Genomic DNA, 18546 nt, shown 5'->3' with positions numbered 1-18546 from the left:
TCACTCAACTCCTTTTTCGTCATCTACAGAAAGACTGCGAATCATTGTCAAAATCTCCGAAAGGTTATCCCGTCCAGGTTGATTCACATGCTCACCCCGGAGCTGGCCGTTATGGAGAAAAACGACTTGATCCGCCCTGGCAGCGACCAGCGGGTCGTGGGTGACCAGAATCATGCTCGCCTCGCTGTCCTTACAGACCCTGCACAGAAGATCCAGAACATCCTTTGCAGTCTGATAGTCCAGCGCTCCTGTCGGTTCATCCGCCAGTATAATCTTGGGATTGGTGATGATAGCCCGTCCAATGGCGGCTCGCTGCTGCTGCCCGCCGGAAAGCTGGGCCGGTTTATTCAAAAGCTTTCCCGTAAGGCCCAGCTGCTGTGCCGTTTTGCTTACTCTGAGCCTGATCGTTTGCGGATCCGCTTTCTCGACCAAGAGGGGAATGGATAAGTTTTCTTTCACAGTCAAATCCTGCATCAAATGAAATTGCTGGAAAACAAATCCAATATATCGCTTTCGATAGAGGGTGACTTCTGGCTCTTTGTAAGTAATCGGCGTCTTTTCCCCCTGAAGAAAAACCTGCCCGCTGTCGGGAGCCTCAAGCCCTCCCAGAATATGGAGCAGAGTGCTCTTGCCCGAACCGCTGCTACCCATGACCGCCAGAATGGTCCCTTCTTTCAGATTGAGCGAAACATCCTTAAGCGCCTCCGTAGTAACGCCGCCCGCCTGGTATCGCTTGCTGATGTTTACTGTCCGCAAAATAGTTTCCATCTCGCTTCACCTTCCTCATATACACACAAAAACGGCAGACGCAAACAGGCCGTAAGAGGCCCGCTGACAGCTGCCGTATAATCGCTTAACGTTATCATAAACCATAATGCTTTCCCTTTTTATTGCTTACACAAATACACGCCCCTATTTTATCACAAAAATTCCAATTCGTCATTTGCTGTTTTGGACAGATTGGTAGTTTTCCATCCCTTTACAACCGGGAAAAAATATGTTATCATTGCTCATGTTGAACCGATTTTTACGAGTATTTTGAACAGAAAGGTGGAATTCCAAGTGAAAAGAATCAAGACATTAGTTTCTCGCGATCTTGCAAAGTCTGCTAAGACCGGAGGATGCGGCGAATGCCAGACTTCCTGCCAGTCAGCGAGCAAGACATCCTGCAGCGTTGCTAACCAGCAGTGCGAACAGTGCAAGAACTAGTACATAGCCATTCGGCCCTGCCGAATCTGTAGAACGTTGCGATATTGCTGCATTTCCTTTCGAGGCGGATGCAGCTATTTTCTTGTTACGAAAGGACAAATTTATGATCCATCCATATAAAATGAACGGCTACAACATCGTGCTGGACGCAAACAGCGGCTGCATTCACACGGTGGATGATGTGGCCTACGATATCATCCAGCTCTACGGCAAAACGCCCATCCAGGAGCTCACATCCATCATCACCCGGCGCCACGGCATCACGGAAAACGAGGTGCAGGAAGTTATCGATGATTTGGAAACCTTAAAAAAAGAAAACAAGCTCTATACAGAAGACCTGTTTGCAGGAGAAGCCGATTTATTCAAGAAACGCCAATCCGTGGTCAAGGCTCTCTGCCTCCATGTGGCCCATGGCTGCAATATGACCTGCGGCTACTGCTTTGCTGGAAAGGGCGAATACCATGGAGAAAAGGCGCTGATGAGCTATGAGGTGGGAAAACGGGCTCTGGACTGGCTGATCGAACATTCCGGTTCCCGCCGCAATCTGGAAGTAGACTTTTTCGGCGGCGAGCCTTTGCTCAATTTTGATGTGGTAAAACAGCTGGTGGCTTACGGCCGCTCCCGTGAAAAAGAATGTGAAAAGACCTTCCGCTTTACCCTTACCACCAATGGGATCCTGCTGGACGATGACGTCATCGATTTCGCGGCCAAAGAAATGAGCAACGTGGTCATCAGCCTGGACGGCAGGAAGGATGTCAACGACAACATGCGCCGTACTCTGGACGAAGGCGGCACTTATGAAGCCATTCTGCCCGCTTTCAAAAAGCTGGCGGAAAGCCGGAATCAAAAGGACTATTATGTGCGCGGCACCTATACCCATTACAACACGGATTTTGCCAGCGACGTACTGCATATGGCGGATTTGGGTTTTAAGGAGCTATCCATCGAGCCGGTGGTGGCGCCGCCGGATGCGCCTTATGCGCTGACCCAGTCCGACCTGCCGAAGCTGCTCAGCGAATATGAACGGCTGGCCTGCGAAATGCTGGAGCGCAAGCGGGAAGGCAAAGGACGGGATTTTAACTTTTATCACTATATGATCGACCTGACCGGCGGCCCATGCATCGTAAAACGAATCTCAGGCTGCGGCGTAGGAACCGAATACATGGCGGTAACCCCTTCCGGCGACTTCTATCCATGTCATCAATTTGTCGGCGACGAGAAGTTTCTGTTGGGGAACATTTACGATGGGATCACGAATCATACCGTTTGTGATGAATTCCAGGGCTGCAATGTTTATTCCCATGAAGAATGCAGCGATTGCTTCGCCAAGTTATATTGCAGCGGAGGCTGTGCGGCCAATGCCTATCATACAACGGGAAAAATCACCGGCATCTATGAAATGGGCTGCCAGCTCCATAAAAAGCGCATCGAATGCGCCATTATGCTGAAGGTCGCTGAGATGTGCGAAGAACTTTAGACTAAGCCGGAGCCGAAGGAAATCAGTTTTTTCCAGTTGACCCGGCTGCCTGGCGATGCTATGATAAAGAAAAGTAATGCAAATGAAAGGTGGTGTCTTTGTGGCTATTGTTCTGTAAGGAACACGAATTGCAGACGATTTTAGGGAAGCGGTCTTTTGATCCGTTTAGTTGTCGTGCAGAGTTTCGGACAGAGCTATGACCATATTCACACCTTGAAAATTAAGGTTTTGAATGATTTGGACATAGTCTTGAGCTATGTCTTTTTCTTTTTCCGAAATCCGTGTTCCGCCTTTTCACTCCCGCAGTTATTTTATAAATGAAGAAAAGGAGAAACGAACATGCTTCTAATTCGAAAAGAAGAACCAAAAGATTACCTGAATGTATATAAGCTCATTAAAAAAGCCTTTAAAACCGCCTCACATAGCAGCGGCGACGAGCAAAACCTGGTGGAACGGCTGCGCCGAAGTGAGGCTTTCATTCCCCAGCTTTCTCTGGTAGCAGAAGAAAACAAGCAGATCGTAGGCCATATCCTCTTTACAAAAGCGGGCCTCAGCGACATACCAGCCCTAGTCCTTGCCCCTCTATCGGTCCTGCCGGGCTGTCAGCGCCAGGGGATCGGCACGGCTCTTATTGAAGAAGGTCACCGGATTGCCAGAGAGATGGGGTATCAAATCTGCCTTTTAGTCGGCCATGAAACCTATTACCCCAAATTTGGCTACAGGCCGGCGGCCCAATGGGGAATTCATTCTCCCATTGCGGTTCCGCCGGAAAATTTTATGGCAGTACCTCTGGACGAAACACAAAAACAGGTCCCCGCTTTCATCAACGCTGTGGTCCAGTACGCGCCGGAGTTCTTCCCCCAGACACAGGAAGATACTCACAAACCGGAAAACCCGCTGGCCGAATATGGAGCTGCTCCGCGCTTCCTGGATCAAGCGGCTCTCTACCCGGAATTAACTCTGGCCCGCGTCATTTCCCAGTATCGAGAGCTGTACGGGCTCATAGGTCCCTGTGGTGAAATGCTGGCTCAAACCTCCGGGAAATTTCGATATGATAGAAGCTGTACCGCAGACTTTCCCGCTGTAGGAGATTTTGTCATGGTTGACCGCAGGGACGATCATCAGGGTTATGGAATCATTCATCACATCCTGAGCCGAAAAAGCGTCCTTACCCGCAGCGCCGCCGGCAGCAGCGGACAGAGCCAGATCATCGCCGCCAACATTGATACGGTATTCATCTGCATGTCCCTCAATCAAGACTATAACCTCAATCGTCTGGAACGATATTTATCCATTGCATCCGGCAGCGGGGCTTCATCGGTCATTCTCCTGACAAAAGCCGACCTGTGCGCGGATCAGAAAACCATCCTCAGAGAAGTAAAGGCGGCTGCCTTTGATGCTGACATTCTGGCCGTTTCCAGTCAGGATCCGGATTCCTGGCAGCAGCTAAGCGCCTATCTGCGCCCGGGCATTACCACGGCCTTTATCGGTTCATCCGGTGTGGGTAAATCTACCTTAATCAACAGATTGGCCGGACAAGAACTTCTGACAACCTCAGAAATCCGTTCCGGCGACGGCAAAGGCCGCCACACCAGTACTCGCAGAGAGCTGCTGTTATTGCCCCAGGGCGGTATGGTTATCGATACCCCGGGCATGCGTGAACTGGGAATTGATACGGCCAGCCTCTCCCTGCCCTTTGCTGATATTGAAGCTCTGAGCAGGCATTGCCGTTTCCGGGACTGTTCCCATACCAGGGAGCCGGGCTGTGCGGTCCGGCAGGCCCTGGCAGAAGGCAGTCTGGACAGACGTCACTTTGAAAATTATTGCAAGCTGAAACGGGAATCCGCTTATGACGGACTTTCCAGCAAAGAGATTGAAACCAAAAAGCTCAATATAATGTTCGAAGAAGTCGGCGGCATGAAAAAGGCGCGCGATTTTGCCAAAAAGAAACGAAGATAAGTTTCTTATCGATATGCCCGGATCACTTCCAAAAACGCCTCGCCGTACTTCTTATACTTGGACTCGCCCACACCTGAGACTTGGAGCATCTGCTCCTTGTTCTCTGGCATTACGGCGCACATCTCCTTCAGCGATTTATCGGTGAATACCACATATGGCGGTACGCTCTGGGTTCTGGCGAATTTCATGCGCAGCTCCCGCAGGGCTTGAAACAGCTCTGGATTTTTCACATCATAATCGATTTTCTTGGACTTGGCCTGCTTCTGCGCAGGTTCTCTGTCCTTGGCCACTTTCATCGTGACCGTTTCTTCCCGGGCCAAAATGGATCCGGCTTTCGGACCCAGGCGCAAAACGCTGTAGCGGTCGTCCGTCTGCACCAAATAATCGTTCAGCAGCAGGTGATCCGCCACTTGCCGCAGATAATGGACGGATTTATCCGATTCCAAGCCGTAGTAATCGTTTTCATCCAGAAAATAGCGGCGGATCTTCTCTGTGTTATTTCCATGAACCGCATCGATAATCACATTGAGGCCATACCTTTGGCCGCAGCTATCCACACATCCAATCAAACGCCTTGCGGTCCTGGTCACATCCTGCTCTTCGAACTGAGTCAGACAGTTTCCGCAATTGCCGCAGTAGCCGGGGGCCTTTTCTCCGAAATAGCTGAGAATGTAGCCTCGGAGACAATCGTTGGTATGACAATAAAAGGTCATCTTTTTCAAACGCATCCGATCCCTTTCCCGGATCAGCGCCCTTTCCTCCTCATCGATCTCCTCATTTTCATTGTCCTTTTCGATAAAAAACTGATTGGTTATGACATCCTTTCCCCCGTAAAGAAGGATGCAGTCTGCCCTTTCACCGTCACGGCCTGCCCGGCCCGCTTCCTGATAGTAACTTTCAATGTTTTTCGGCATATTATAATGAATGACGAAATTGACATTGGACTTATCGATGCCCATGCCGAAAGCATTGGTGGCAACCATGATCGGCTTTACATCATAAATAAAATCATCCTGGTTCTGACGCCGTTCCTCATCGCTCAGGCCCGCATGGTAACGTGTAACCGCCGCGCCTTCGGCCGCAAGGCGCTGGCAAACCTCTTCCACCAATTTACGGGTCAGGCAGTAGATAATGCCGCTTTTCCCAGGATGGGTATCCAGATAGTTTTTAAGAACACTGTACTTATTGCCAGGTTTTTGCACAGAGAAAAAGAGATTTTTCCGATCAAAACCAGTGGTCAGCACAGTCGGCTCCTCCAGCCTTAGAATCCGAACCACATCTTCCCGCACTTGCTTAGTTGCAGTCGCGGTAAAAGCGCTGATAATGGGCCGCTGAGAAAGGTGCTCCACAAATTCCAGGATCTTCAGATAACTGGGGCGGAAATCCTGGCCCCATTGTGAAACGCAGTGGGCCTCATCCACCGTTACCATGGCGATTTTCACCGATTGGGCAAAATCCAAAAATTCCCGGTTCATCAGCCGCTCCGGCGCAACATAAACGATTTTATAGGTACCCTGCTTCGCCAGAGCCAGCGCTTTGCGGTATTGGCCCGGTGTCAGAGAGCTGTTGAAATAGGCGCCCCTGATGCCTGCTTCTTTCAAAGCCGCCACTTGATCCTTCATCAGCGAGATCAACGGAGTTATGACCAGAGTAATCCCCTCCATCATAATTCCCGGCAGCTGATAGCAAATCGATTTGCCCGCTCCGGTGGGCATGATGCCAAAGGTGTCCTTTCCATCCAGAATGCTGCTGATCAAGGTCTCCTGCCCCTCGCGGAAGGAGTCGTAGCCAAAATATTTTTTCAACAAAATCACTGCTTCGTTTTTTATGTCCATATAGTCCCCTTGTCAATTTCCATTTTATTCCATGATACACGAATATTTCTTGCTTCGCAAGAAAAAAATAATGCAAACTTAATTGAAATTCGCAAAAAATAGGTTTATAGTTAAATTAGTTAGAAAAGAAAGCTGGTGTTGCACATTGAAATTCGATTTACATTGCCACACAAAAGAAGGCTCCATCGATTCCAAGGTTACGTTGGAGCGCTATGTCGAATTGCTGAAAGAACAGGATTTCGACGGATTTATGATTACAGACCACAATTCCTACAAAGGCTGCAGAGCCTGGGACAGAATAAAGCATCGGCCGGAATTCGCAGATTTCGTGGTTCTCCGGGGCGTTGAATACGACACCAAGGATGCCGGGCATGTGCTGGTTATCATGCCCGATAACCTCTATTTGCCAATTTTAAATATCCGCGGTATGACACTGCGGCGGCTCTTAAAAATCGTCCATCGCTTCGGCGGAATATTGGGCCCCGCCCACCCCTTTGGAGTCAGAAGCTCCAGCGCTATGTATTTTAAAAACATGAAGATGGATCTCTTCGAGCGCTTTGACTTCGTTGAAACCTTTAATACATGTGAATCTCCCAGGTCCAACGAACTGGCCCTCCAACTGGCGGAAAAATATGATCTGCCCACTTTCGGAGGTTCGGATGCCCATGAGGAACGCTATGTAGGAATGGCTGAGACCGTGACCCATGATGAAATCACCTGCAACAACGATCTGATCCATGCAGTGAAAGCAGCCCATCCCTTTTATGCCGGCGGCATTATTCGCGAGTATACGGCCAAAGCCAAATACAAGGACCATTGGACCGGAGTCTGGGGTTACAAAATCTATAACCGCGGCCTTTCCAAGCTGATTTCGCCCTATCGGAAATACCATCATATGAAACTGCCGTTCCGTTCGTAATCAAAGCCAACATTTCGCCTGCGCCTGTCCATTCCCGGATTTGTTCCGGCAGAGACAGCCCGGCGGAAGGTTGGTTTTTTTAAAGACTTTTGAGCAATGTTTTAACAATGCTTTTTGAATTAATCATGAAGGCCTCATAGGGCTGCTCCTGCTCTTTGATGGGGTCCCAATATTTGGCTGCGTAAAGCTCAAAGATTTCCGTCTCTGTTAGCCCTTCCCCAACCAGACCGCGCAAATAGGTCCGCTTGTTTTCCACTTCCTTTTCAAAAAAGTCCCAATAGGTTTCGTTAAAATCTTCCGGCAGCAGACCAAAATGAGGCAGAACGAGGAATCTGGCTCCATAAGCTTTGCACTTTTCATAGGATTCCATCGCATCCTCATAGCTTTTCAGAATCGGTGTATGTACATAATCGATCTTTTCCAATATTCCGGTGCTTTCACTGGCAAACATCATGCTCAGGGGCTCCAGCACAAAGGTCAGGGAGCAGTCCGTATGCCCTTTGGTTTCCATCACGATCAAGGTCTCATCGCCCAAAGAAATCTCATCGCCCTCCCCGATCACCACATCGACTGTCAGGCCGTCGGTGATGATTTCTTTTGTTGATCCCGGTTTATATTGATCACGGGCCGTCTGCCCCAGATCTTTCATCAGCTGCCTGGCTCCCGGCCGGATCAGGATCGATTGGGCTTTCGCTGCTCCGTATACGACAGCGTCAGGGTAAGCCTGTTTCACATAGGGCAGAGCGCCGATATGGTCGTAGTGGCTGTGGCTCAGCAAAATCAAATCCAGCGGCCGGCCATCCAGAGTCTGCCGCAGATTTTCCACCAGAGCATCGCCGCAATAAGCCATGCCGCAGTCCAGCAGCACTGTTTTTTCACTGCCGCAAATCAAGATCGCTTCTCCGCCATGCCCCGCTGTCACGCGGTGGATTCCATCGGGAAATCCAAATCGGTCATGACCATTTCCAAAGACATCTCCAAATTCTGCTTCTTGTTTTTTCATCAATTTATCATCCTCACAAATTTATTCTCATCATTGCTGGATCTCTGCGTTTTTATTCTCCCGATATTCCCCCAGTGTAAAAACAATCAGACCGACCCAGATCACGGCAAAGGCCAAAAACTGGATCAAATCAAAGGGTTCTTTGAGCAGAAAAATACCGATCACAAGCGAAATGGACGGAGAAATATACTCTAAAATTCCCAAGGTCACAAGGGGAATCTTATTGGCTGCGGCAGCGAACAACCCCAAGGGAACAGCCGTAACACATCCCACAAAAAGCAGCATGACATATTGATAGGGCTGTCCAACTCCCAGGGCTCCCCGTCCGGTCACTTCCAAATATATGACAACGGCCAGAGCTGCCGGCGATAAAAACATGGTTTCATAAAGCAGCGACAGCAGCGCAGGTACTTCCACGCTCTTTTTAATGGCCGCGTAAACCGCGAAGGTTGTTGCCAGTCCCAGCGCAATGAAGGGAACTTCCATAAAATGAAGAAGTACAATCACCACTCCGGTGCAGGCCAGAAGAAAGGCGGCCAGCTTGTGTTTAGTCAGCTTTTCCTTGAAAAAAAGGATGCCGAATACGCAAACCATCAGCGGTTCTATGTAATATCCGATGCAGGTCTGGATCACGTGGTCCGCGTTTACGGCCCAGATATACAGGCTCCAGTTGGCTGTGATCAAAACGCCGGCAATGAAATATTTCAGCTTTGCACCCTTGACTCTCAGCGGCTTTTTGATCGCTTCCATGCCGAACAGTTTTAAGGCAGCAAAAAAACAGACCACCCCTACCAGAAAAATCCGGTAGAATATGATCACAGACGATTCGATGGGCCGCAGCGCCTGCCAGTAAACAGGCAAAACGCCCCATAAAACGGAGCAGGACAAGGCACATACAAGTCCGGTCCGGTATTTCTTTTTTTCCTGATCCATAGGTCTGATCTCCCTGCAGTTTTTAAGAGGCTGGTTCAACAATCGAGGAAAACAACTCATTTGTTGAACTAAAACACAGGCTTGTAGGCTGCCAAAATGGAAATACCCTTGTATATCAAAGCCTTTGTCAGGTATTGCAGCCTGTAGGCGTTGGAAAAGTCTCAACAACAAGCAAAAATAATACATTTTTGACCACGTCGAGTATCTTTCACTTATTCTGTACCTCTCGACGAAGCCGCACCAATCTGATCAGAATAGTATACCATTTTGAAAAAACAAAAGCAAGCGCAAGGCTTGCTTTTGCATCTTTTCGATCTCTGTTAAGATCAGTTGATATCCGTTCTGCTGAGAATTGCCGCAGGCCGCTTTCTCATGGTTCGGAATACCGGCAGCAATCCGAAAATGAGATTAAATCCGTACAGAAGAATCAAACACAGTCCCAAAACGGCCGGCGTCACCTGAAACAGGTTGGCAAATATGGCAAAACCGGTGAGCTTTTTCAATATATACGCCATAAACAGGAATCCAGGTACACTGGCCATGGTGGTGATTGCCAATATTTCTCCCAAAAACATCTTGTAAATATCGCCTTTTTTCACACCGATTGCCCGATATACGCCTACCTCTTTGACCCTGGAAAGGAAGGACGCACGGATAATGAGGAATATTTCAATAAAGGAAATCGCCAGCACCACGCCCGCCATAATCAGCGCAGAACGAACGGACGACCAGTTTTCTTTCTCATAGGCCTTCTTGCTGTCCGCGTAGATATCTTTCACATTGACCTGTTCTTCCTGGAGAGCGGTCATGGCCTCTTTTTTATCCTTGGGGCAAACCGTAATATTGGATTTCGTTTTAATCAAGTTGTACTTGATGGTATTGTTATTGACGAGCAGAAGGTCGCTGTTTTCTTTGTCCTTATAATAGCCTACCACTTTCAGCTTCTGGTCGTTGACTTTCTGCGCGATTTCTTTGTTAAGGGGCATTTCTTCTTTATTGTTTTCGTTTACGACCACCTCATAGTCCTTCGTCGGCCAGCTGCCTTTTTTCAGCTCCACTGATTTATTCTTCAGCTTGTAATCCAGCAGGCTGGTGTCGCCGCCCTCTTCTGTATCTGCCATCCCCATATCGCCGCCTTCCATGCCTTCTTCTGATTCTGCATTGGCCAGCAGATTGACAAAAATCGCCTGATCCGCATAAACGCACGGACTCTTAAGATCGATGATGCCAACGATGGTCATGTCGGCCATCTGAGGAACGGTCACCTTCTGATTCAAAAAATCCTTTGCTTTGCCGAAACCGGCCATTTGGGTCTGTTGCTCATCGATTACGGTCTTGAGGATCATTTTATCCACTGCAATTTCTTTTTTGTTTTCTGGCAAACGTCCGTAAGCCAGATTTTTCTCTGTCAGCTTCCCGGAATCGGAAAGAGAACCGCTTATGAAAGCTGAGTTGTCCTGAAGCTGGAAGTATTGATCGTAGGGCATGGTGAGGGATATTTTGGAATCCCCGGGCATGATATATTGGAATCGATCATCCTTTTCGTAGCTTCGATAACTTTTCACACTGACGTTCTTACCCACAATCGTCAGGTAAGATTTATCGGCAGTAACGAATTCATCATCAGTGACGTGGAGCACGCCGAAAATATGGCTGACCCCATAGGTAATGAACATGGCTGCGATTAAAAAGCCCAAAAGCAGAATTTTTTTCAATACCGGGTAGTTGAATACCGTTTGAAAACCGCGTTTAATCATGGTGAATGGATTGAGTATGGACGTGTATCTGCGTCTTCCCCTGGGCGCCAGTTTCTCCAGATCGAAGTTGTTTTCCAGGGACTCTTCCTTGGTCATTTCCTTATAATGTTCATCTACCAGTTCAATGCTGGAATTATCGTCGATAACCTCCAGCCGGTCCTTTCCTTCTTCGGTACGAATATAGATATTTCCGTTTCTCACCACAATATCCAGTTTGACCGGATTTTTGCTGTCATTATAAAAATCAATCTTGTACAAATCGGTGTTCAGCCGCTTGTGATCGGGGATATCTTTGAGATAGATTTTATGCTCCAGCCGGTAATCCAAATTGTTGGCGTGCTGGTTTTCTTCATCGGATACCACTTCACCGTCGCGGATACGAATGATCCTCGAAGCGTAGAAATCCGCCAGCTTTTCCTCGTGGGTCACCAGAATAACCAGTCGGTCCTGGGAAATGGAGCGGATGATGTTCATAACCTCGATGGTGTTCTTGCTGTCCAGATTACCGGTAGGCTCGTCAGCAATGATGATCGCCGGATTTTTGACGATCGCTCTGGCAATGCCCACTCTCTGTCGTTCACCGCCGGAGAGCATATCCGCGTAACGGTTACGGTACCGGTACATATCCACCTTTTCCAGAACATAGTTTACTTTTTCTTCAATCTCCTTTTTATCCTTAACGCCCACCATCTTCAGGGCGATAGCTACATTATCGAAAACCGTCATGTTGTCCACCAGGTTGTAATTCTGGAAGATATAGCCCACATTGAGGTTTCGGATCTGATCCACCTTCCCCGACCGTCTGCGGGTGATTCTTTGACCGTTGATAAAGATCCGTCCGCCGTTTACCTTATCAAGGCCGCCAATGGCGTTGAGCAGCGTGGTTTTTCCGCAGCCGCTGGGACCCAGCAGCGCCACAAGACCCGTCTGCTCCATTTCCAGAGATGTGTTATTGATAACGTGGATTTCATTCTTTTTCCGTTTATTAAAATATTTATTTACCTGTTCCAGTTTTATCATGACTACGCCTCCTCTCTAAATGAACCCATTGCCGTCTTTTTGAATAAGCTTCGGGCAAATTTGCCGGAAATCAAGTAGGACATGACAAAGAGGACCGCGTAAAGGATCACGTAGTCAGTGACTTTCAAATATTCGATCAGGGTTTTCAGATATTCAACTTGAATAACGTTGTAATTGACCAAAAGCACGACGATCAAAAACAGGACGAAGGCAATGTTGACGATAGCAAAAAGTTCGATATCCAGAATTCTGCGGATATTCTTTTTCGCCAGTCCCAGCATTCTGAGGATGCTGAAATAGGACACCCGGGACCGAAGAATCAGGCGTATGACAAAATAGGAAATAAAGAATACCGCCACCAGTAAAATGACCGCGATCGGCACCTGAACGATCGACGTTAGATCTTCCGACATATTGTATATGGTATCTTTAATAGCCAGCGTCTCGTAACCCATCTTTTTTAGAGCGGAAACCGTGCTGTCAATTTCTTTTGTATCCTTGACGTAGACCGTACTCTGATAATTCCCACCCTGGAAAAGCTTATTATAATCGGTTTTATTGATGTAGATGGCGCCGTCATTGTCTTCAAAATCCTTGAGATCAGTCTTGGCCGTGAAGTTCTTTTTATTGTAAGTATCCTTTATCTTTAATTTAATTGATTTGTTGTAAAAAATATTTTTAGCGGCAATGGTGATTTCCTGATCCACCGCTTTGCCCTTTTCATAGAATCCGTTGAATTCTTCCGAGACAAGGCACGTACCCTTTTCCACCTTGCTGCTGGCCATTGGCCGGTAAAGCATGCCTCCGCCCTCATATTGGAGGGCATTGCCGCCCGCCGTTGTCGTGACCTTGCTTCTGTAACCGTAAGTTTCTCGTAATAGCTTTTCAATACGGCTGTCCTGCATATAAATATTGCCGCTGTAAAAGAACATATTATCGGCAGGTTCTTCATAAGAAACCCCGACCACTTTTACTTTCATGGTGGTTTCTGTCGGCGTTGCGACGGTAAAAGTATGGTCGAGTATTTCCGCTACATTGTCTGCTTGCAAATAATAATCCTCTGAGGAACCTGCTATGATGACCTCGTTTTCTTTTTCCGGCATTCTGCCTTCTGCAATCTTTCCTTTGAAATCGTTCATGGATCTGGGGAACGCATCGTAATAAAAGTCGCCGCTTTCAATGTAAATGGTATTGTCCAGCAGGATATCTTCATGGATTACGGATTTTACGTTGGCCGTTGTCTGCAGCTGTTGATAATCAGCGTCTGTGAATGGCTTTCCGTCCGCCTTTTTGAGAATGATTCGATCCTGGCTGTAGTTTTGGAAAAAGTCGTTGTAGCCCATCTTTGCCGCTTCGTCATCGCTTTGTTTAAAGGTCGTGTATTCAGAGGTGACCGCAAGCACAACAAAAAGAAATACAACTAACAGAAGTAAAAACTTGGGAATAATGTTAAAGGTATTGCGCAGTCCCAGCCTTACCTTGCTCCCTGCGGAAAGATTTCCTACCGCCGGTTCCGCCTGCTGGCTCTGGGGCTGGGCGCTGTGGCGCGGTGTGATTTGTTCGTCTTCCACCACCTTTCCGTCATGCATCTTGATCTTTCGGGTTGCGTATGACGCGAACTGATCGTAGTTGTGGGTAACGACGATGACCAGTTTGTCCTTTGAGATTTCGCTAAGAAGCTGGACAATCCCTTCCGCTGATTTGCTGTCCAGGTTTCCCGTGGGCTCATCGGCCACCACCACGGAGGTGTCCTTGGCAAGCGCTCTGGCGATGGAAACTCTCTGTTTCTGTCCCCCTGAGAGCTTGGAGACTTTTGTTTTTGTATATTCGGTGAGTCCTACCCGCTCGATAATCGCTGGGACCTTCTCTTTGATCTGGCTCTTTTTATACCCGTTGATCCGCAGAATCAACTCCACGTTCTGATAGACGGTATAGCTGTTGATCAGATTGAAATTCTGGAAGATGTTGCCGATATATTTTTTTCGGTACTCTTCAAAATCAGCGGCCAGATAATGACTGGTTTCGCGGCCGTTTATGTAAAGCTCCCCTTCTTCGTAGGAGTCCAGACCGGAAATTACATTGAGCAGAGTCGTCTTGCCGCTTCCCGACTCGCCTGTGATCACAACGAATTCTCCTACTTCAAATTCAAGATTCACCTTGGAAAATCCGCTGGCGATCATGCCTTTGCTGTAGTAAAATTTCGATACGTTTTTTAATCGGATCAAAAAATTCACCAACCTTTCTTTTATTCATACACAGAGCTACACTATTCTATTACTTTACCACAATGCACCAGTCTTGTCACTGGTTCTTTTTTGTTGCCGGTACTAATTTCACGCAAAACATCTCGTTTTCATTATGGTAAACCACTGAGCCGCTATTATGCACAGCTGCCACCTCATTTCAGATTTCTAAAAAGGCAGTAATTCGGTCACGTCCCCATGAGGGGGCGAAGAAGGGGCGGATCTGGCACTGGCGGACGGCGCGACCCGGATTTTCCTCAACACTCAAGGGGCCAACCCTGCGCAAGTGACTCCGGAGGCGATCGCAGAATACTTGCTGAAGAATGCAGCACAAGTGAAACGGATTTATCAATATATGGAAGAACATCGCCAGCTGGACACAAAAGCGATTCACGAAAAATTGCTGGCAAGTGATCACGATTAAGTCCGATGATCGGCAGTATCCCAACAAAAAGAGACTGGGCACCTGCGCCCAGTCTCTTTTTTACCTGCCTGACTTAGAACAATCCGCCGAACAGACCGCCTCTGCCGTGTCCGTTGTTATTGTTGCAAAACAGTAAGTACAATACAATCAAAATCCAAATGATATTGCTGCCGTTGTTGTTATCACAGCAGCATTCTTCAAAGCATTTTTCTTTGCAGTCCCGCAAACATTCCCGTTCGCAGCATTCTCTTTCATCCATAAAAAAACCTCCATAATACAAATTGTTTAATTCATACTATGCAGGTTTGACGCAAACTGTGATTAATGGAGTTTGTCAGGAGAAAAAACATAGTCTGTATATTTCAGTTCCGGGTCTTCCTGATCTTGTTCCGTCTCTTCTTCCAGCTCCTGGGCGGCTTCTTCCGCCGCCAGATCCGCAAAGGACATGGTATACTGATCCATCTCAAAATTTAAAGCTTCATCAAAGATATATTCGAACTCTTCTCCGCCCAGCTTTTCAATACGGGATAAGGTCAAAGCATCCCGAAGCGGCATCCCCTTCTCACGGCTGCCACTTTCGCCGATTTCCCGCACCCATACCGCTGAGTCCAGCGAGTACCAGTTGCGAAAACGGCAGAATTCATCTGATAAAAGCACCAGATCCTGTTCCTCCTCGATATTGCGCGACATGCCGATCAGCGCCATTTTTACCGACTCCAGGAGCGTATACATCTCAACGGAATCCTCCGGTACAGCCTTGAGCATTTCTTCAAAGTAATTCTCCATGAGCTCTGCCAAAATCTCCATCTCCACCCCTTCAAACAACTGATAAACAGCCTCCGGCAGAATTTCCGCATCCGCCTCTACCAGATCCGCCAGGTTTTCAAAATACTCGAATTCGTCCGCGCTCTCCAGCTCCAGGAATTCTAACAAAGTCTCAAAATTCATTTCTTCTCCTCCACTGACTCCAGTTCAAGATTTTTGAACTTTACCTTTATATCTTCATCATGGAAAATTCGGTCGATCATATTGACAAAATTCTCGGAAAGGTCGCTGGCATAAAATACGTTCTCAAAGTCAAAGTCCCCCGCCAGCATATCCCGCTCTCTCAGGATCCTCTCAATGCTGTGGATGATCTCTTCCGAAGGATTTATGATTCGAAGAGATGGATAAAGCCTTTTAATATTAGAACGAATCAGCGGGTAATGGGTACATCCCAGCACCACCGTATCCAGTCTGTTTTCCAGAATGAAGTCGTCCAAATAATATTTTATGGTCAAGTCCATGATATCGTTTTGGATGATACCTTCTTCGATCAAAGGTACAAAAGCCGGGCATGGCGTTTCATAAATATCCAGCTCGTCATTAAGTCTGTGTACCTGCTCTTTATAGGCGCCGCTTTGGATCGTTACTTTTGTCCCGATGATCCCAATCTTATTCATGGTGGAACAGCTCTTGGAGATGGTCTCAGCCGCCGGACGGATAATTCCCACCACCGGTACATCCGGGTACCGCTGCTGCAAGTCGAAAAGACAGGTAGCGCTGACCGTATTGCAGGCAATGACGATCATCTTTACGTTATTTCTGACAAGAAAGTCTGCAATTTGCAGAGAAAAACTTTTAATGGTCGAAGTTGCCTTTGACCCGTAAGGCGTCCTGGCCGTATCTCCGAAATAGATAATCCTTTCCTTGGGAAACGTTTTCATTAAGTTGGGGATACAAGTCAGGCCCCCAAGCCCTGAATCAAAAAAACCTATCGGTCGATTGTCCATCCTGGTGATTTTCCTTTCCTTTTTGTGGTATAATAAATCCATTATGTATAATACGCTTTATTATACGACAAAGTCAAGCGACTCGCAATGCGCACCCGGGTATTTTTTATCGACACGGGCGCTGAGGTAAAGAAAAGAGCGAAGAAATATATTCGCAGAAGCAAATAAACAGAAACAAAAAGGAGGCAAATGGATATGAGTGACAAATCATTGAAAACCAGAGATCAGATCGATCAAAGATACAAATGGAACATCGAGGACATGTTTCCCGATGAAACGGCCATTGACGCCACGATTGAAGAAGTTTTGGCCCAAACCAAGGACTATGGCCGTTTTGCCGGTCATCTGACGGAAAACGCGGCTATGCTGCTGGAAGCTTTTCGCGCGAGGGACGCCATCTGGCAAAAGCTGGAGAAGGTCTTTGTCTATGCCAGAATGCGCCGCGACGAGGACAATCGGGAAACCAAATATCAGGCAATGACGGATAAATGCCAGACCATCATCGCGCAGGTATCGGCTTCCATGTCCTTTTTCACTCCGGAACTTTTAGATGCTCCGGAGGATACTCTTCTTTCTTATATTGAAGAGGAAGCCGGTCTAAAACAGTATGAGTTCGTCATCCGCGATGTGCTGCGGGAAAAGGAGCACGTCCTCACCAAGGCGGAAGAAAACATTCTTGCCCAAATGGGCGAAATTACCGGCGCCACCAACGACATCTTCACGATGCTCAACAATGCCGATATAAAGTTCGGGACCATTACAGACGAGGATGGCGATCAAGTGGAGCTGACCCACGGCAATTATATCACGTTCATGGAAAGCCATAACCGCAGCGTCAGAAAAGAAGCTTATGAGCATATGTACGCAGCTTACAAATCCATGATTAACACCATTGCCTCAGCCTATAACTACAATACCAAAACCGATGTCATCAGCGCGCGCATCCGCAAATACGGCTCTGCCCGCCAGGCTGCCCTTTCCGGCGACAATATCCCGGAGGAGGTCTACGACAATCTGATTAAAGTTGTAAACGAATATCTGCCCACGGTTCACCGTTATATGGAGATCCGCAAAAAACTGCTGGGTGTGGATCATCTGCAAATGTATGATATCTACGTTCCGCTGGTGGAGCTTCCAAAGAAAAAAATCTCTTATGAACAGGCTCTGGATATGATGCGTGAAGGTCTGGCGCCTTTGGGAAGAGAATATATTGAGAGAATGAACAAAGGGATCGAAGCCGGCTGGATCGATGTCTATGAAAACGAAGGAAAGACCAGCGGCGCATACAGCTTTGGAAGCTATGACAGCATGCCCTATATTCTGCTTAACTACACGGATACTCTGAAAGATGTTTTTACCATCGTTCACGAAATGGGACATTCCATGCACTCCAGCTACACGAGAGAGGCTCAGCCTTATATCTATGGCAGTCACTCTATCTTCACGGCAGAAGTAGCATCCACAGTCAACGAATCCCTGTTAATGCGCCATTTGCTGGATCAGGAACAGGATCCCCAAATGCGTAAATATCTGTTGAATCTGTATATTGAAGAATTCCGTACCACCCTTTTCCGTCAGACCATGTTCGCTGAATTTGAACATTTAACCCATAAGGCCATTGAAGACGGACAGGTATTGACCGCTCAATGGATGTGTGAAGAATACCAGAAGCTCAATGATAAATACTTTGGTCCGGCTGTGGGAAAAGATGATACCATTCGTTATGAGTGGGCCAGGATTCCGCATTTTTACAATGCCTTCTACGTTTACAAGTACGCCACCGGCTATTCGGCGGCAGCCGCCATATCCGGCAAGATTCTGGACGAGGGCGCTCCTGCAAAAGATGCCTATATCGAATTTTTAAAGACTGGTGAAAGTAACTATCCTATCGAGCTGCTCAAACTGGCGGGCGTGGATATGAGCACGCCAGAACCTATTAAACAGGCTATGAAGACTTTCGAAAGTCTGGTAGATGAATTTGAAAAACTGGTATAG

14 protein-coding genes are annotated in these 18546 nt (G+C 47.5%); 5 read left to right on the top strand and 9 right to left on the bottom strand.

What is annotated here, in order from left to right:
- Entirely contained in the window at positions 1-768 is a 768-nt protein-coding gene (locus NIA71_RS02860; protein ID WP_253019647.1) for an ABC transporter ATP-binding protein, read from the bottom strand.
- 294 nt (positions 769-1062) lie between these two features.
- Between NIA71_RS02860 and scfA the strand changes: the two genes are divergently transcribed.
- The 3 genes from scfA (at position 1063) to rsgA (ending at position 4645) form a co-directional block, all read left to right on the top strand.
- Complete coding sequence (gene scfA, locus NIA71_RS02855) at positions 1063-1209, top strand: six-cysteine ranthipeptide SCIFF (RefSeq protein ID WP_148395035.1); 147 nt, start codon at positions 1063-1065, stop codon at positions 1207-1209.
- Between the two features lie 103 nt (positions 1210-1312).
- Positions 1313-2686: a thioether cross-link-forming SCIFF peptide maturase gene (scfB, locus tag NIA71_RS02850; RefSeq protein ID WP_253019646.1), complete on the top strand. Its 1374-nt coding sequence runs from the start codon at positions 1313-1315 to the stop codon at positions 2684-2686.
- A gap of 339 nt (positions 2687-3025) precedes the next feature.
- On the top strand, positions 3026-4645 hold the full coding sequence (gene rsgA, locus NIA71_RS02840) for a ribosome small subunit-dependent GTPase A (protein ID WP_148395031.1): 1620 nt from the start codon (positions 3026-3028) through the stop codon (positions 4643-4645).
- Positions 4646-4650: 5 nt separating this feature from the next.
- Here rsgA and recQ read toward each other — a convergent pair whose 3' ends face one another.
- Positions 4651-6480: a DNA helicase RecQ gene (recQ, locus tag NIA71_RS02835; RefSeq protein ID WP_148395030.1), complete on the bottom strand. Its 1830-nt coding sequence runs from the start codon at positions 6478-6480 to the stop codon at positions 4651-4653.
- 145 nt (positions 6481-6625) lie between these two features.
- On the opposite strand from recQ, the gene NIA71_RS02830 reads away from it, so the two are divergent.
- Positions 6626-7399, top strand: a complete 774-nt coding sequence (locus NIA71_RS02830) for a CehA/McbA family metallohydrolase (protein WP_253019645.1) — start codon at positions 6626-6628, stop codon at positions 7397-7399.
- A gap of 79 nt (positions 7400-7478) precedes the next feature.
- Here the strand turns inward: NIA71_RS02830 and NIA71_RS02825 are convergent, their stop codons facing one another.
- The 7 genes from NIA71_RS02825 to murI all read right to left on the bottom strand — a co-directional run bounded on the left by NIA71_RS02825 (position 7479) and on the right by murI (position 16551).
- A complete protein-coding gene (locus NIA71_RS02825; RefSeq protein WP_253019644.1) occupies positions 7479-8402 on the bottom strand; it encodes an MBL fold metallo-hydrolase in 924 nt (307 codons plus the stop codon).
- A 30-nt stretch (positions 8403-8432) separates the two neighbouring features.
- Positions 8433-9335, bottom strand: coding sequence for an EamA family transporter RarD (rarD, locus tag NIA71_RS02820; protein WP_253019643.1), 903 nt, complete (start codon positions 9333-9335; stop codon positions 8433-8435).
- Positions 9336-9661: 326 nt separating this feature from the next.
- Positions 9662-12112 (bottom strand): ABC transporter ATP-binding protein/permease, encoded by a 2451-nt coding sequence (locus NIA71_RS02815; RefSeq protein WP_253019642.1) that lies wholly within the window; start codon positions 12110-12112, stop codon positions 9662-9664.
- Positions 12113-12114: 2 nt separating this feature from the next.
- Positions 12115-14337, bottom strand: a complete 2223-nt coding sequence (locus tag NIA71_RS02810; protein WP_253019641.1) for an ATP-binding cassette domain-containing protein — start codon at positions 14335-14337, stop codon at positions 12115-12117.
- Positions 14338-14852: 515 nt separating this feature from the next.
- Positions 14853-15038 carry a hypothetical protein gene (locus NIA71_RS02805; RefSeq protein WP_148395018.1) on the bottom strand — a complete coding sequence of 62 codons (186 nt, stop codon included), beginning with the start codon at positions 15036-15038 and terminating at the stop codon, positions 14853-14855.
- 62 nt (positions 15039-15100) lie between these two features.
- On the bottom strand, positions 15101-15727 hold the full coding sequence (locus NIA71_RS02800; protein ID WP_148395016.1) for a hypothetical protein: 627 nt from the start codon (positions 15725-15727) through the stop codon (positions 15101-15103).
- Positions 15724-16551, bottom strand: a complete 828-nt coding sequence (gene murI / locus NIA71_RS02795) for a glutamate racemase (RefSeq protein WP_148395014.1) — start codon at positions 16549-16551, stop codon at positions 15724-15726. Before murI ends, NIA71_RS02800 begins: the two co-directional genes overlap by 4 nt.
- Before the next feature lie 195 nt (positions 16552-16746).
- On the opposite strand from murI, the gene pepF reads away from it, so the two are divergent.
- Entirely contained in the window at positions 16747-18546 is a 1800-nt protein-coding gene (gene pepF, locus NIA71_RS02790) for an oligoendopeptidase F (RefSeq protein ID WP_148395012.1), read from the top strand.

Origin of the sequence: Ihubacter massiliensis (genome assembly GCF_024125305.1) — a bacterium.
Classification (GTDB): Bacteria; Bacillota; Clostridia; order Peptostreptococcales; family Anaerovoracaceae; genus Hominibacterium; species Hominibacterium faecale.
Note: the sequence above shows the minus strand (reverse complement) of the source record. Positions and strands in the feature narration are given on the sequence as shown.